The following is a 13,704-nucleotide window of genomic DNA, read 5'->3' as shown; positions in this document are numbered from 1 at the left end:
TAACTGAGGACTTTCAGCAATGCCCTGGTCCGGCTGTAAATCGCCGAAGCGTTTCCGTAAGGCCGGGGCGAGGCGCAGGGAAGCGCCGAGAGGGCGTGGCCTGCATGGATGCAGGCTCATGCCCGTCCCGATAGCCTGAAGGAAAAAGCTGAGGGTACCGCGAAGCGGCGATTTTCCGCCGGGAGCCCGGGTCGCCAGGGTGGTGGCGACTGAGCCACCCTGGCACGTTCACCGCTCATGTCGCTACAGAGTAGCAAGGAACATAAAGTGAACGGAATGACCACCAGAGCCGTATGTTCCCCCTCACCCCCAGCCCTCTCCCTCCAGGGAGAGGGGGCCGACGGTGAAGGCATTATTTTGTGGAGATCCCTCAGACCACGGGTAGAGGGCGCAAACTCCAAAACGGTTACGGAAGCTTACTCTCCAGCGGATTCTTGCTCAGGTAATCTGCGCATTCCACCGTTGGGCGGTCAACCTTGTACAGTTCCATGCCGTCATACTCCAGCGCCGCCCCATCACGATCGAGCGGATAGACGTCTCGTTTTTCGGTCACGTTATAATAATCATCTGAACGCAGCATGATCTTACCCGGCACCGCGATAACGCGCTGCCACTGACGGCAGTCCAGGGTATCACCCTCTGGCGTCACCACCAGCGTGGCAATCGCCTCCGGGCTCACCATCGCGCTCTGCGGCCCTTTCGACTGCCAGTAACCTGCCAGATGCGAAGGTGCCGGATGCTTAACCACTTCCTGATAGTTTTCGACCTGAACGCATCCCGCTAACGTCAGCATTGCAGCCACAATTGCTACTTTTTTCATCATCTTTCCTGCATGCGAAGAAAAAAATATTGTGGCATTAAAGCCATCAGGCTGCCAGCGTAAGATTGGAAGGTTTACACCTGCATGCCCATGACTTCCTGGTATGCCGACACCAGCTTGTTACGCACCTGCAACCCCATCTGCAATGACACCGACGCTTTTTGCAGATCGGCCATCACATCGTTGAGCGCCACGCCGGGTTCACCGAGGGTAAATCTCTCAGCCTGGGTACGGGCCGCGTTTTGCTTATCGCTGATCCGGTCCAGCGCCGCATGCAGTTGACCGGCGAAGCTAATGCCCTGCGGCTGGTCAGCCACGCTCTGATTACGGGCGGTCATCGCCGTCGCCTGTAACTGACTGAGTACCCCTTCAATGCCCTGTATAGCCATGACTCTCCCCTGGATGGTTTTTTACGAGGTCAAGACTAACAGCTTGTCAATAAGATAATGGCGGTAAATAGCGTTAAAAAACCAGGTTATTTGACGCATAGAAAATCCCGAATCATCAAATAATGGCAGGGCCATCAGTATGGAACTTTTGTCGTGTTTGCCGACCCGGGAGTCAGTTTTGTTTCTCTACACGAATAACGTAAACCACCAGGATTTAAGAGGTGCGCAATGAGTGCGACAGCAGCATCGACAGCGCCGCAGAATAAATCACTCGAGTGGATGAACCGCCTTCGCGCCAACCCTAAGATCCCGTTGATTGTGGCAGGCGCTGCCGCCATTGCGATCGTTGTCGCGATGGTCTTATGGGCAAAAAGCCCGGATTACCGCACGCTCTACAGCAACCTTTCCGACCAGGATGGCGGTGCCATCGTCACCCAGCTGACCCAGATGAACATCCCGTATCGCTTTGCCGATAACGGCGGTGCGCTTGAAGTGCCGGCAGATAAAGTGCACGAGCTTCGCCTGCGTCTCGCCCAGCAGGGGCTGCCGAAAGGCGGCGCGGTTGGGTTTGAACTGCTGGATCAGGAAAAATTCGGCATCAGCCAGTTCAGCGAGCAGGTTAACTACCAGCGCGCGCTGGAAGGTGAGCTGGCCCGTACGATTGAAACCTTAGGCCCGGTGAAAAGTGCCCGCGTGCACCTGGCGATGCCTAAGCCGTCCCTGTTTGTCCGCGAACAAAAGTCCCCTTCTGCCTCTGTGACGGTTAACCTCGAACCTGGCCGTGCGCTGGATGAAGGGCAGATCAGCGCCGTCACGCACCTGGTCTCCAGTGCGGTAGCCGGTCTGCCGCCGGGTAACGTTACGCTGGTGGATCAGAGCGGTCACCTGCTGACGCAGTCCAACACCGCCGGGCGCGATCTCAACGACGCCCAGCTGAAATACGCTGCCGACGTGGAAGGCCGTCTCCAGCGTCGCATCGAAGCGATTCTGGGCCCGGTGGTGGGCAACAGCAACGTGCATGCGCAGGTCACCGCGCAGATTGATTTCTCGAATAAAGAACAGACCGAAGAGCAGTACGCCCCGAACGGGGATGCTTCTCGCGCCGTGTTACGCTCGCGTCAGATCAATGAGACGGAACAGGTCGGTGGCCAGTATCCTGGCGGTGTGCCGGGTGCGCTCTCTAACCAGCCTGCGCCTGCCAACGCCGCGCCAATCTCCACGCCGCCGGCCAACCCGCAGAACGGTCAGCAAACGAATCAGCAGACGACCTCGACCGCGAACAGTGCCGGCCCGCGTAACAGCAGCCGTAACGAAACGACCAACTACGAAGTCGACCGGACTATCCGCCATACCAAACTGAACACGGGCGATATTCAGCGTCTCTCTGTTGCCGTGGTGGTGAACTACAAAACGCTGCCGGACGGTAAACCGCTGCCGCTCACGGCGGAGCAGATGAAGCAGATCGAAGATTTGACCCGCGAAGCGATGGGCTTCTCTGAAAAACGTGGCGATACCCTCAACGTTGTGAACTCACCGTTCAACCCGGTGGATGAGACCGGTGGCGAACTGCCGTTCTGGCAACAGCAGGCGTTCTTCGATCAGCTGATGTCCGCAGGCCGCTGGCTGCTGGTGCTGATTGTCGCGTGGCTGCTGTGGCGTAAGGGTGTCCGTCCTCAGCTTCAGCGTCGCGCTGAAGCCGAAAAAGCTGCGCTGGAACAGAAGAACGCGCGTCCGGACGAGGAAGAAGCGGTTGAAGTTCGTCTCAGCAAAGATGAACAGATGCAGCAGCGCCGTGCTAACCAGCGTATGGGCGCAGAGGTGATGAGCCAGCGCATTCGCGAAATGTCAGATAACGATCCGCGCGTCGTCGCGCTGGTCATCCGCGGTTGGATGGGTAACGAACATGAGTAATACGCTTACAGGCACCGATAAGAGCGTCATCCTGCTGATGACCATTGGCGAAGATCGCGCGGCGGAGGTGTTTAAACACCTCTCTCAGCGAGAAGTGCAGATCCTCAGCGCGGCGATGGCCAACGTGCGCCAGATCTCCAACAAGCAACTGACCGAAGTGCTGGCGGAGTTTGAGCAGGAAGCCGAGCAGTTTGCTGCGCTCAACGTCAACGCCAACGAATACCTGCGCTCCGTGCTGGTTAAGGCGCTGGGCGAAGAGCGCGCCGCCAGCCTGCTGGAAGATATTCTCGAAACGCGCGACACCGCCAGCGGGATCGAAACGCTCAACTTTATGGAGCCGCAAAGCGCCGCCGATCTTATTCGCGACGAGCACCCGCAGATTATCGCCACCATTCTGGTCCACCTCAAACGGGGCCAGGCGGCCGATATTCTGGCGCTGTTCGACGAGCGCCTGCGCCACGACGTGATGCTGCGTATCGCCACCTTCGGCGGCGTCCAGCCAGCCGCGCTGGCGGAGCTGACCGAAGTGCTGAACAACCTGCTCGACGGCCAGAACCTCAAGCGCAGCAAAATGGGCGGCGTGAGAACGGCAGCGGAAATCATCAACCTGATGAAAACGCAGCAGGAAGAGGCGGTTATTACGGCGGTGCGCGAGTTCGACGGCGAACTGGCGCAGAAAATTATCGACGAGATGTTCCTGTTCGAAAACCTGGTCGAAGTGGACGATCGCAGCATCCAGCGCCTGCTTCAGGAAGTGGATTCGGAGTCCCTGCTTATCGCCCTCAAAGGCGCCGAGCAGCCGCTGCGCGAGAAGTTCCTGCGCAACATGTCCCAGCGTGCGGCCGATATCCTGCGCGACGACCTGGCCAACCGTGGCCCGGTGCGTTTGTCTCAGGTGGAGAACGAACAGAAAGCGATCCTGCTTATTGTTCGTCGTCTGGCAGAAACCGGCGAGATGGTGATTGGCAGCGGAGACGACACCTATGTCTGATGAACTGTCGTGGAAGCGCTGGACGCCTGACGACCTCTCCCCTCCCACCGCAGAGTTCACCCCTGCCATAGTGTCGTCCGATGAGGGCGACGCCGGGGCGGGCGTGCCCGAGCTGAGTGAAGAGGAACAGCGCGCCCAGATGCTGTCCCAGATGCAAATGCAGGCGCACGAGCAGGGCTTCAACGCCGGGATGAACGAAGGCCGTCAGACCGGGCACGCACAGGGTTATCAGGAAGGGCTGGCGAAAGGTTTAGAGCAGGGCATTGAGCAGGCGCGCCAGCAGCAGGCGCCGCTGCATGCCCGCATGCAGCAGCTGGTGAGCGAGTTTCAGCACACGCTGGATGCGCTGGACAGCGTGATTGCCTCGCGCCTGATGCAGATGGCGCTGGAGGCGGCCCGTCAGGTGATCGGCCAGACGCCGGTCGTGGATAACGCCGCGCTGATTAAGCAGATCCAGGGGCTGCTCCAGCAGGAGCCGCTGTTCAGCGGCAAACCGCAGCTGCGCGTGCATCCTGATGATTTGCAGCGCGTGGAAGAGAGCCTCGGCGCGACGCTGAGCCTGCACGGCTGGCGGCTGCGCGGCGATCCGTCGCTCCATCACGGAGGCTGTAAGGTCTCGGCGGATGAGGGCGATCTGGATGCCAGCGTCGCGACCCGCTGGCAGGAACTGTGCCGCCTGGCGGCACCGGGAGTCGTCTGATGACCGCTCGCCTTACGCGCTGGCTTAACACGCTCGATAATTTTGAAACGAAGATGGCGCAGCTGCCATCCGTTCGTCGTTATGGACGCCTGACGCGTGCCACCGGTCTGGTCCTGGAAGCCACGGGTCTGCAACTTCCGCTCGGCGCCACCTGCGTGATTGAGCGTCAGGACGGGAGTGAGACGCGTGAAGTGGAAAGTGAAGTGGTCGGGTTTAACGGCCAGCGACTGTTCCTCATGCCCCTTGAGGAAGTGGAAGGGATTTTGCCCGGCGCCCGCGTCTACGCGAAAAACATCAGCGGTGACGGCCTGCAAAGCGGCAAACAGCTCCCGCTCGGTCCGGCGCTGCTGGGCCGCGTGCTGGACGGGAGCGGCAAACCGCTCGATGGCCTGCCCTCCCCTGATACCACCGAAACCGGCGCGCTGATCACCCAACCCTTTAACCCACTGCAACGCACGCCAATCGAGCACGTACTGGATACCGGCGTGCGGCCAATTAACGCCCTGCTCACCGTGGGACGCGGCCAGCGTATGGGGCTGTTTGCCGGCTCCGGCGTGGGTAAATCGGTCCTGCTCGGCATGATGGCGCGTTATACCCAGGCGGACGTTATCGTCGTCGGCCTGATTGGTGAGCGTGGTCGCGAAGTCAAAGATTTCATCGAAAACATTCTTGGTGCGGAGGGTCGCGCCCGCTCGGTGGTGATCGCCGCCCCGGCGGACGTGTCGCCGCTGCTGCGTATGCAGGGTGCCGCCTACGCCACGCGTATCGCGGAAGATTTCCGCGACCGGGGCCAGCACGTGCTGCTGATTATGGACTCCCTGACCCGCTACGCGATGGCGCAGCGTGAGATTGCGCTGGCCATCGGCGAGCCGCCCGCGACCAAAGGTTACCCGCCGTCGGTCTTCGCCAAGCTCCCGGCGTTGGTTGAGCGTGCGGGGAACGGCATCAGCGGCGGAGGCTCCATCACCGCGTTCTATACGGTACTGACCGAAGGCGATGACCAGCAGGACCCGATTGCCGACTCCGCGCGCGCGATCCTCGACGGCCATATCGTGCTGTCGCGCCGTCTGGCCGAAGCCGGGCACTACCCGGCGATTGATATTGAAGCCTCGATCAGCCGTGCGATGACGGCCCTGATCACTGAGCAACACTACGCCCGCGTGCGTAACTTCAAACAACTGCTCTCCAGCTTCCAGCGCAACCGCGATCTGGTAAGCGTCGGGGCGTACGCCAAAGGCAGCGATCCGATGCTCGATAAAGCGATTGCCCTGTGGCCGCAGCTGGAGGCATTTCTGCAACAGGGTATTTTTGAACGCGCCGACTGGGAAGATTCCCTCCAGGCACTGGAGCTGATTTTCCCGCAGGTGTAACACAGGTGGAGGGCGAAGGTCATGGCGCAGAACAGCGCGTTATCAACGCTGAAAGATCTGGCTGAAAAAGAAGTTGATGATGCCGCATTGCAACTTGGCGCAATGCGACGCGGGTGCCAGCAGGCTGAAGAACAGTTGAAGATGTTAATCGACTATCAGCATGAATATCGCACCAACCTTAACACCGACATGACGCAGGGCATTGGTAGCCAGCGCTGGATTAACTATCAGCAGTTTATCCAGACGCTGGAAAAGGCGATTGAGCAGCATCGCCAGCAGCTTAACCAGTGGACGCAAAAAGTCGATACCGCGCTGAATTTCTGGCGCGAGAAAAAACAGCGGTTGCAGGCCTGGCAAACCTTACAGGACCGGCAGATTGCAGCCTCGACCCTGGCGGAAAACCGTCTGGATCAGAAAAAAATGGATGAGTTTGCCCAGCGCGCATCAATGAGGAAACCAGAATGATCACACTGCAACAACTGCTGATGACCGACAGCGACCCGTCCGGCGGCACGCTGACCGGAAAAGGCGCTGAGGGCGCGCAAGATTTTCTCTCTCTGCTGGCGGGCGCGCTGACCGAGACCACCGGCAAAGGCAAAGATGCTCCGCTGACGCTGGCCGATCTGAAAGCGGCGGGAAGCAAGCTGTCGACAGCGGCACAGGAAAAAAACGGTGATACCACGCTCCAGTCCAAAATCGCCGAGCTGCTCTCCCGCCAGGAGACGCTGACCGGTGAAGATACCGCCGTCTCCCTGCAAAGCCTTGTCTCCGGTCTGAAACCCGCAGCGAATACGGATGCGCTGAAGGCGCTGACCCGGATGGACGCGAAAGCAAACAGCGAGACCACGACTGAAGAAGAGGAGCTGGCCGGGTTAAGCGCGCTGATGGCAATGTTACCGCACCAGCAGACTACCACCCTAATGGCGACGCAGCCAGCAAGCACCGGGGAGGTCGCCCCTCGTGCCGCCCTACCCTCTGCGCTAGCCCAGACGGACAACGGCCAGCATCAGCCGCTTAGCCATGCGTTAACGGGTCAGGAAAAAACGTCGGTTCAGGACAGCGACACGTCGCTGCCCGCCACGGCAGCCGTTACGCCAGCTGTTGCCGCCGTCGCGGAGAAGCAGGACGTAGTGAGCACGGCGTCGTCTGCCGCCAGCCCAACCGCGACGCTGGCCCCGATCGTTAGTCACCTGGCAACTCCCCAGTCTGCCGCTACCGTTGCGACCGCGCCGGTGTTAAGCCAGCCGCTGGGCACGCACGAATGGCAGCAGAATCTAAGCCAGCACATCACCCTGTTCACCAGACAGGGCCAACAGACCGCAGAGCTACGCCTGCACCCGGAAGATCTCGGTCAGGTGCAAATTTCGCTTAAGCTGGATGACAACCAGGCGCAGTTGCAGATGGTTTCGCCCCACAGCCACGTTCGTGCGGCGCTGGAAGCGGCCCTGCCGATCCTGCGCACGCAGCTTGCGGAAAACGGCATACAGCTTTCCCAAAGCAGCGTCAGCAGCGAAGGCTTTGCCGGGCAGCAGCAATCTTCATCCGGGCAACAACAGCACGCTTCGCGTTCAGGCCAGCATGGCGGGTTTAACGAGGAGAGCGAAGAGTTATTGCCAACCCCTGCCGCCCTGCAATCCGCCGCGCGCGGCAGCCGTGCCGTAGACATCTTTGCCTAAACGCCAGAGGTAACGTGATTATCCCCGTCTTTTCCACGCTTTGACCTAAGCCGGACACGGGATAATCACCGTATTAAGCTGTACCGAAACAGGAAGCTCGTATCAGATGACAGACTCCGCTATCACCAAAAAAAGCAAGCGTTCCATCTGGATCCCGCTGCTGGTGTTGATTACCCTCGCGGCCTGCGCCACCGCAGGCTACAGTTACTGGCGTATGCAGCAGGAACCCTCCAGCGCAGCCGCCAAAGCTGAAGCGCCGCCTCCACCGGCGCCGGTCTTCTACCCGCTGGATACGTTCACCGTGAACCTCGGCGATGCGGATCGCGTGCTTTACGTGGGCATTACGCTGCGTCTGAAAGATGAAGCGACCCGTGCACGTCTGAACGACTACCTGCCAGAAGTGCGTAGCCGTCTGCTGCTGCTGTTTTCTCGTCAGGATGCCTCCGCGCTCGCCACCGATGTGGGCAAGCAAAAGCTGGTCGATGCGATCAAACAGACGCTGGCGACCCCGCTGGTCAATGGCCAACCTAAGCAGGAAGTCACTGACGTTCTGTATACAGCCTTCATTCTGCGGTAACGACATGGGCGACAGTATTCTTTCTCAGGCAGAAATCGATGCGCTGCTCAATGGCGACAGCGATAAGAGTGACGATCCGAAGCCGGGTCTGACCGGCGACGATAATATTCGTCCCTACGATCCCAATACCCAGCGTCGCGTGGTGCGCGAGCGTTTACAGGCGCTGGAGATCATCAATGAACGTTTCGCACGTCAGTTCCGAATGGGGCTGTTTAACCTGCTGCGTCGTAGCCCGGATATCACCGTCGGTGCGATCCGCATTCAGCCGTATCATGAGTTTGCCCGCAACCTGCCGGTGCCAACCAACCTTAACCTGATCCATCTGAAACCGCTGCGCGGTACCGGCCTGGTGGTGTTCTCGCCAAGCCTGGTATTCATCGCAGTGGACAACCTGTTCGGTGGCGATGGCCGTTTCCCGACCAAAGTGGAAGGCCGCGAGTTTACCCATACCGAACAGCGCGTTATCAACCGCATGCTGAAGCTGGCGCTGGAATCCTACAGCGACGCGTGGAAAGCGATTAACCCGCTGGAAGTGGAGTACGTGCGTTCCGAGATGCAGGTGAAGTTTACCAACATCACCACTTCACCGAATGACATCGTGGTGAACACCCCGTTCCACGTCGAGATCGGCAACCTGACGGGCGAGTTCAACATCTGCCTGCCGTTCAGCATGATTGAACCGCTGCGCGAACTGCTGGTGAACCCGCCGCTGGAGAACTCACGCCATGAAGATCAGAACTGGCGTGAGAACCTGGTGCGCCAGGTTCAGCACTCGCAGCTGGAGCTGGTGGCTAACTTTGCCGACATCTCCATGCGGTTATCGCAGATCCTGAAATTACAACCCGGCGACGTTTTGCCGATAGATAAACCCGACCGCATTATTGCCCATGTGGATGGCGTACCCGTGCTGACAAGCCAGTACGGCACGATTAACGGCCAGTATGCGTTACGCGTTGAGCACTTGATCAACCCGATTTTGAATTCGCTGAATGAGGAACAGCCCAAATGAGTGACATGAACAATCCGTCCGATGAAAACAGCGGAGCACTGGACGATCTGTGGGCTGACGCGTTAAACGAGCAAAAAACGACGCCGACGAAAAGCGCGGCAGACGCGGTCTTCCAGCAGTTAGGCGGCGGCGACGTCAGCGGGACGTTACAGGACATCGACCTGATTATGGACATTCCGGTCAAGCTGACCGTTGAGCTGGGCCGCACCCGCATGACTATTAAAGAGCTGCTGCGCCTGACGCAGGGTTCCGTTGTAGCCCTGGACGGTTTAGCGGGTGAGCCACTGGATATTCTGATCAACGGCTACCTGATTGCACAGGGCGAAGTTGTGGTGGTGGCCGATAAATACGGCGTACGTATCACCGACATCATTACCCCTTCCGAACGTATGCGTCGCCTGAGCCGTTAAGTATGAAAACCCAGGCAACACTGTCCGCGCCCTCCGCCGTACCCGGCTCCCCGCTGCTTCAGGTGAGCGGCGCGCTGTTCGGTATTATTGCCTTTATCCTTATCGCCGCCTGGCTGGCAAAGCGTTTTGGGCTGGCGGGGAAAACGGCCGGCACGCGCGGACTGAAGGTCAGCGCCAGCACCACACTCGGCCCACGCGAGCGCGTGGTCATTGTGGAAGTGGAAGATGCGCGACTGGTGCTGGGCGTGACCGCCTCCAGCATTAACGTTCTTCACACGCTGCCCCCTGCGCCTGTCACGGTGGAGGCTAACGCCCAGGCCCCTGCGGATTTTCAGTCCGTTATGAAGAGTTTGCTCAAGCGTTCCGGGAGATCCTGATGCGCCGTTTGTTATTGCTTACGCTGGCAGGTCTGGGCCTGTTCGCGCCTTCTGTGTATGCGCAGCTGCCGGGGCTGGTTTCCACGCCGCTGGCGAACGGGGGACAAAGCTGGTCCCTCTCCGTGCAGACGCTGGTGTTCATCACCTCACTGACCTTTATCCCGGCGATCCTGCTGATGATGACCAGTTTCACCCGCATCATCATTGTGTTTGGTCTGCTGCGAAATGCGCTCGGCACGCCGTCCGCGCCGCCCAATCAGGTGCTGCTGGGTTTAGCCCTGTTCCTGACCTTTTTCATTATGTCGCCGGTGATCGACAAGATTTACACCGAGGCGTACCAGCCGTTCAGCGAAGATAAAATTTCCATGCAGGTTGCCCTGGAAAAGGGGGCTCAGCCATTACGTGAATTTATGCTTCGCCAGACGCGCGAAGCGGATTTGGCCCTGTTTGCCCGTCTCGCTAACACGGGCGAGTTACAGGGACCGGAAGCGGTGCCGATGCGCATTCTGCTGCCAGCGTATGTGACCAGTGAGCTGAAAACGGCGTTCCAGATTGGCTTCACCATTTTCATTCCGTTCCTGATTATTGACCTGGTGATCGCCAGCGTCCTGATGGCGCTCGGGATGATGATGGTCCCGCCCGCAACTATTGCCCTGCCCTTTAAGATCATGCTGTTCGTGCTGGTCGACGGCTGGCAGCTGCTGGTCAGCTCGCTGGCGCAGAGTTTCTACAGTTGAGGAGCGCGCAATGACGCCTGAGTCGGTCATGATGATGGGCACGGAAGCGATGAAAGTCGCGATTGCCGTCGCCGCGCCCCTGCTTCTGGTTGCGCTGGTAACCGGTCTGATTATCAGTATTCTTCAGGCCGCCACGCAGATTAACGAAATGACCCTGTCGTTCATCCCGAAGATCATCGCCGTCTTCGTGGCGATTATCGTTGCCGGGCCCTGGATGCTCAATTTGCTGCTGGATTACATGCGCAACCTGTTCACCAATCTGCCTTACATCATCGGCTGACGGACGATGCTGCAATTCACCAGCGATCAGTTTGTTCAGTGGCTCGGGATCTATTTCTGGCCGATGCTGCGCATCATGGCGCTGATCTCCACCGCCCCCATACTCAGTGAAAAGTCGGTGCCTAAACGCATCAAAATTGGGTTGGGCATGGTTATCACCATTATCGTTGCCCCTTCCCTGCCGGCGGTGGATATTCCGATTTTTTCCCCGAATGCGATCTGGATTGCCCTGCAACAGGTGATGATTGGCGTGGCGGTCGGATTTACGATGCAGCTCGCCTTCGCCGCGGTACGAACGGCGGGCGAACTGATCGGTTTGCAGATGGGTCTGTCTTTCGCGACGTTCGTTGACCCGGGCAGCCATCTGAATATGCCCGTGCTGGCGCGTATTATCGACCTGCTGGCGATGCTGTTGTTTCTCTCGTTCAACGGCCACCTGTGGCTCATCTCTATGCTGGTGGACACCTTCCACACGCTGCCGATTGGCGACAACCCGGTGAACAGTAACGCTTTTCTGGCGCTGGTGCGGGCTGCCGGGCTGATCTTCCTCAACGGGCTGATGCTGGCGCTGCCTGTCATAACCCTGCTGCTCACCGTTAACCTCGCATTGGGTTTACTCAACCGAATGGCCCCGCAGCTGTCGGTATTCGTCATCGGCTTTCCGGTGACGTTGACGGTTGGCCTTTTATTAATGTCATTATTGATGCCACTTATCGCCCCCTTCTGCGAGCATTTATTCAGCGAGATATTCAATCTCTTAGCGGATATTGTCAGCGAACTTCCACGCAAATAATAACCCGCAGTGTTTGCAATGTCTTTCTGAGGATATTCCTAAAAATAATCTTGAAAAACATCTACCAGGATATATCTGACGCGGTTTAAATGTTTCTAACCACCTCACAATACTTAATATTTACTTTACTTTAAGATGATTCCTGGCAAATTATACGTAACTTTACGGGATAGTGAGTTCGCCTGAAAGTCTTTGTCATGCTCACAGGTTTTATTAGATTTTTTCCATCCCGTATGGCTGTTTATGAGCTCTCAGGCAGGTGGTGAATTATCGTTACGCATTGAGTGAGGGTATGCCATGTCAACGATCATTATGGATTTATGCAGCTACACCCGGCTAGGGTTAACCGGGTACTTAGCAAGCAGAGGGGTAAGAAAGAGAGACATCAACGATGCACACACCGTTGAAGAACTCGCAGCCGCTTGTGAGACTCACAAGCCCGGCGTGGTGTTTATTAATGAGGACTGTTTCATTCACGACCCCGCTAACAGTCAGCACATTAAGCAGATCATTAATCAGCATCCCAGAACCCTGTTTATTGTTTTTATGGCGATCGCCAATATTCATTTCGATGAGTATTTGTTGGTGCGTAAAAACTTATTAATCAGTTCGAAATCGATTAAACCAGAGTCGCTTGATGACATTCTGGGCGATTATTTGAATAAAGAAGTTAAGAATGTAGGGGCGGTTAACTTACCCACCCTATCATTAAGCAGAACTGAATCAAGTATGCTAAGAATGTGGATGGCTGGACAAGGGACAATTCAGATCTCAGACCAGATGAATATCAAGGCAAAAACAGTATCGTCACACAAAGGAAATATTAAAAGGAAAATTAAAACGCATAATAAGCAAGTGATATACCATGTCGTACGCCTGACAGATAATGTGACGAATGGGATTTTCGTTAATATGCGCTAATTTGCACGGCCATGTTGTACCCTACCTTGATCTCTGGCCTGGCCAGAGATTTTGCTTTTCAGCAGCCGGGCCGGGGAGAAGACGCCCCCGACGCCGCCCTATTCCGCCGTTTCCACAAAGATCCCATCCGGGTGCCCCAGTTCGTTGAAGAACCAGATGCCGAGCGGGTAATCTTCCAGCGACACCAGATACATTGTGCCTTCATTAAACTCTTCTATTGCCAGCACCACGCCCGGGCGGCGCGGCCCACCGTCCGTTTTGACGGTTACCCGATCGTTGACCTTCATACATTCCTCCTGTGGTTTTGAGCCAGTGTAGAACAAATTACCTTGGCTGGCATCGCCGCCTGACGCGAATGGCGTTTTTGTGTGCGGTCTATACTTAGCTGTTGAGACGGTTAAATGAGGAGCCCGCCATGAAGACTGACAAAGAGTACAGCGACACCATTAAGCGTGAGGTGGAAGTGGATGTCGATGCCCTGCTTGCCGCCATTAATGAAATCAGTGAGTCCGAAGTTCATCGCGCGGAGGATAATTCAGACCGTGTCGTGGTCAATGGTCGTGATTACCATACCTACCGTGAACTGGCTGAAGCATTCGAGCTGGATATCCATGACTTTAGCGTCTCGGAAACGAACCGCTAAGGCGAAAAAAATCCCGGTCATGGGGATGACCGGGATCAAACTTGCTTATGCAAGAAGCACTTGTAAATTCGTTACACCAGGAAATCTGATGCAGGTAAGAC

General features: G+C 57.3%; 17 protein-coding genes and 1 pseudogene. 15 read left to right on the top strand and 3 right to left on the bottom strand.

Translation table 11 applies throughout. The annotated features are described in order from the left end of the window. Positions 1-406: 406 nt before the first annotated feature. Both yedD and fliE read right to left on the bottom strand, forming a co-directional pair. Positions 407-820, bottom strand: coding sequence for a lipoprotein YedD (gene yedD, locus L350_RS19550; RefSeq protein ID WP_022648547.1), 414 nt, complete (start codon positions 818-820; stop codon positions 407-409). A gap of 74 nt (positions 821-894) precedes the next feature. Continuing rightward, entirely contained in the window at positions 895-1,209 is a 315-nt protein-coding gene (fliE, locus tag L350_RS19555) for a flagellar hook-basal body complex protein FliE (RefSeq protein ID WP_032624020.1), read from the bottom strand. A gap of 228 nt (positions 1,210-1,437) precedes the next feature. Between fliE and fliF the strand changes: the two genes are divergently transcribed. From fliF to rcsA, 14 genes and pseudogenes are all read left to right on the top strand, one after another. After that, positions 1,438-3,120 (top strand): flagellar basal-body MS-ring/collar protein FliF, encoded by a 1,683-nt coding sequence (gene fliF, locus L350_RS19560; protein ID WP_022648549.1) that lies wholly within the window; start codon positions 1,438-1,440, stop codon positions 3,118-3,120. After that, the gene (gene fliG / locus L350_RS19565) at positions 3,113-4,111 is read left to right on the top strand and encodes a flagellar motor switch protein FliG (RefSeq protein ID WP_003859608.1); all 999 of its coding nucleotides are present in this window, start codon (positions 3,113-3,115) and stop codon (positions 4,109-4,111) included. The genes fliF and fliG overlap by 8 nt, the downstream gene beginning before the upstream one ends. Further along, positions 4,104-4,811: a flagellar assembly protein FliH gene (gene fliH, locus L350_RS19570; protein ID WP_032624019.1), complete on the top strand. Its 708-nt coding sequence runs from the start codon at positions 4,104-4,106 to the stop codon at positions 4,809-4,811. Before fliG ends, fliH begins: the two co-directional genes overlap by 8 nt. Continuing rightward, the gene (fliI, locus tag L350_RS19575; RefSeq protein ID WP_032624018.1) at positions 4,811-6,181 is read left to right on the top strand and encodes a flagellar protein export ATPase FliI; all 1,371 of its coding nucleotides are present in this window, start codon (positions 4,811-4,813) and stop codon (positions 6,179-6,181) included. Before fliH ends, fliI begins: the two co-directional genes overlap by 1 nt. 21 nt (positions 6,182-6,202) lie before the next feature. Further along, positions 6,203-6,646, top strand: a complete 444-nt coding sequence (fliJ, locus tag L350_RS19580) for a flagellar export protein FliJ (RefSeq protein WP_006811155.1) — start codon at positions 6,203-6,205, stop codon at positions 6,644-6,646. Further along, the gene (gene fliK / locus L350_RS19585; RefSeq protein ID WP_032624017.1) at positions 6,643-7,857 is read left to right on the top strand and encodes a flagellar hook length control protein FliK; all 1,215 of its coding nucleotides are present in this window, start codon (positions 6,643-6,645) and stop codon (positions 7,855-7,857) included. The genes fliJ and fliK overlap by 4 nt, the downstream gene beginning before the upstream one ends. Positions 7,858-7,963: 106 nt before the next feature. Continuing rightward, positions 7,964-8,434: a flagellar basal body-associated protein FliL gene (gene fliL, locus L350_RS19590; protein ID WP_003859598.1), complete on the top strand. Its 471-nt coding sequence runs from the start codon at positions 7,964-7,966 to the stop codon at positions 8,432-8,434. A 4-nt stretch (positions 8,435-8,438) separates the two neighbouring features. Next, positions 8,439-9,443: a flagellar motor switch protein FliM gene (gene fliM, locus L350_RS19595; protein WP_006811158.1), complete on the top strand. Its 1,005-nt coding sequence runs from the start codon at positions 8,439-8,441 to the stop codon at positions 9,441-9,443. Next, entirely contained in the window at positions 9,440-9,853 is a 414-nt protein-coding gene (fliN, locus tag L350_RS19600; protein WP_003859592.1) for a flagellar motor switch protein FliN, read from the top strand. Before fliM ends, fliN begins: the two co-directional genes overlap by 4 nt. Positions 9,854-9,855: 2 nt before the next feature. Further along, the gene (fliO, locus tag L350_RS19605) at positions 9,856-10,230 is read left to right on the top strand and encodes a flagellar biosynthetic protein FliO (RefSeq protein ID WP_022648553.1); all 375 of its coding nucleotides are present in this window, start codon (positions 9,856-9,858) and stop codon (positions 10,228-10,230) included. Further along, positions 10,230-10,967, top strand: coding sequence for a flagellar type III secretion system pore protein FliP (gene fliP, locus L350_RS19610; protein ID WP_022648554.1), 738 nt, complete (start codon positions 10,230-10,232; stop codon positions 10,965-10,967). Before fliO ends, fliP begins: the two co-directional genes overlap by 1 nt. 10 nt (positions 10,968-10,977) lie before the next feature. Continuing rightward, a complete protein-coding gene (gene fliQ, locus L350_RS19615; protein ID WP_003859587.1) occupies positions 10,978-11,247 on the top strand; it encodes a flagellar biosynthesis protein FliQ in 270 nt (89 codons plus the stop codon). Positions 11,248-11,253: 6 nt separating this feature from the next. Next, positions 11,254-12,046 (top strand): annotated as a pseudogene (gene fliR, locus L350_RS19620) (flagellar biosynthetic protein FliR); the annotation flags it as partial. A 290-nt stretch (positions 12,047-12,336) separates the two neighbouring features. Further along, the gene (gene rcsA / locus L350_RS19625) at positions 12,337-12,960 is read left to right on the top strand and encodes a transcriptional regulator RcsA (RefSeq protein ID WP_022648556.1); all 624 of its coding nucleotides are present in this window, start codon (positions 12,337-12,339) and stop codon (positions 12,958-12,960) included. Positions 12,961-13,058: 98 nt separating this feature from the next. Here rcsA and dsrB read toward each other — a convergent pair whose 3' ends face one another. Further along, positions 13,059-13,247 carry a protein DsrB gene (dsrB, locus tag L350_RS19630; RefSeq protein ID WP_003859583.1) on the bottom strand — a complete coding sequence of 63 codons (189 nt, stop codon included), beginning with the start codon at positions 13,245-13,247 and terminating at the stop codon, positions 13,059-13,061. A 128-nt stretch (positions 13,248-13,375) separates the two neighbouring features. Between dsrB and yodD the strand changes: the two genes are divergently transcribed. Continuing rightward, a complete protein-coding gene (yodD, locus tag L350_RS19635) occupies positions 13,376-13,603 on the top strand; it encodes a YodD family peroxide/acid resistance protein (RefSeq protein ID WP_017383339.1) in 228 nt (75 codons plus the stop codon). The last annotated feature ends 101 nt before the right edge of the window (positions 13,604-13,704 follow it).

The sequence above is a fragment of the Enterobacter sp. MGH 4 genome (assembly GCF_000534735.1).
GTDB classification, from domain to species: domain Bacteria; phylum Pseudomonadota; class Gammaproteobacteria; order Enterobacterales; family Enterobacteriaceae; genus Enterobacter; species Enterobacter intestinihominis.
The sequence above is the reverse complement of the archived record's forward strand: the minus strand, read 5'-3'. Positions and strand labels throughout refer to the sequence as shown.

Coding starts and splice junctions, on each gene's coding strand:
- yedD (WP_022648547.1), bottom strand. CDS start 820: ATGAAAAAAGTAGCAATTGTGGCTGCAATGCTGACGTTAGCGGGATGC.
- fliE (WP_032624020.1), bottom strand. CDS start 1,209: ATGGCTATACAGGGCATTGAAGGGGTACTCAGTCAGTTACAGGCGACG.
- fliF (WP_022648549.1), top strand. CDS start 1,438: ATGAGTGCGACAGCAGCATCGACAGCGCCGCAGAATAAATCACTCGAG.
- fliG (WP_003859608.1), top strand. CDS start 3,113: ATGAGTAATACGCTTACAGGCACCGATAAGAGCGTCATCCTGCTGATG.
- fliH (WP_032624019.1), top strand. CDS start 4,104: ATGTCTGATGAACTGTCGTGGAAGCGCTGGACGCCTGACGACCTCTCC.
- fliI (WP_032624018.1), top strand. CDS start 4,811: ATGACCGCTCGCCTTACGCGCTGGCTTAACACGCTCGATAATTTTGAA.
- fliJ (WP_006811155.1), top strand. CDS start 6,203: ATGGCGCAGAACAGCGCGTTATCAACGCTGAAAGATCTGGCTGAAAAA.
- fliK (WP_032624017.1), top strand. CDS start 6,643: ATGATCACACTGCAACAACTGCTGATGACCGACAGCGACCCGTCCGGC.
- fliL (WP_003859598.1), top strand. CDS start 7,964: ATGACAGACTCCGCTATCACCAAAAAAAGCAAGCGTTCCATCTGGATC.
- fliM (WP_006811158.1), top strand. CDS start 8,439: ATGGGCGACAGTATTCTTTCTCAGGCAGAAATCGATGCGCTGCTCAAT.
- fliN (WP_003859592.1), top strand. CDS start 9,440: ATGAGTGACATGAACAATCCGTCCGATGAAAACAGCGGAGCACTGGAC.
- fliO (WP_022648553.1), top strand. CDS start 9,856: ATGAAAACCCAGGCAACACTGTCCGCGCCCTCCGCCGTACCCGGCTCC.
- fliP (WP_022648554.1), top strand. CDS start 10,230: ATGCGCCGTTTGTTATTGCTTACGCTGGCAGGTCTGGGCCTGTTCGCG.
- fliQ (WP_003859587.1), top strand. CDS start 10,978: ATGACGCCTGAGTCGGTCATGATGATGGGCACGGAAGCGATGAAAGTC.
- rcsA (WP_022648556.1), top strand. CDS start 12,337: ATGTCAACGATCATTATGGATTTATGCAGCTACACCCGGCTAGGGTTA.
- dsrB (WP_003859583.1), bottom strand. CDS start 13,247: ATGAAGGTCAACGATCGGGTAACCGTCAAAACGGACGGTGGGCCGCGC.
- yodD (WP_017383339.1), top strand. CDS start 13,376: ATGAAGACTGACAAAGAGTACAGCGACACCATTAAGCGTGAGGTGGAA.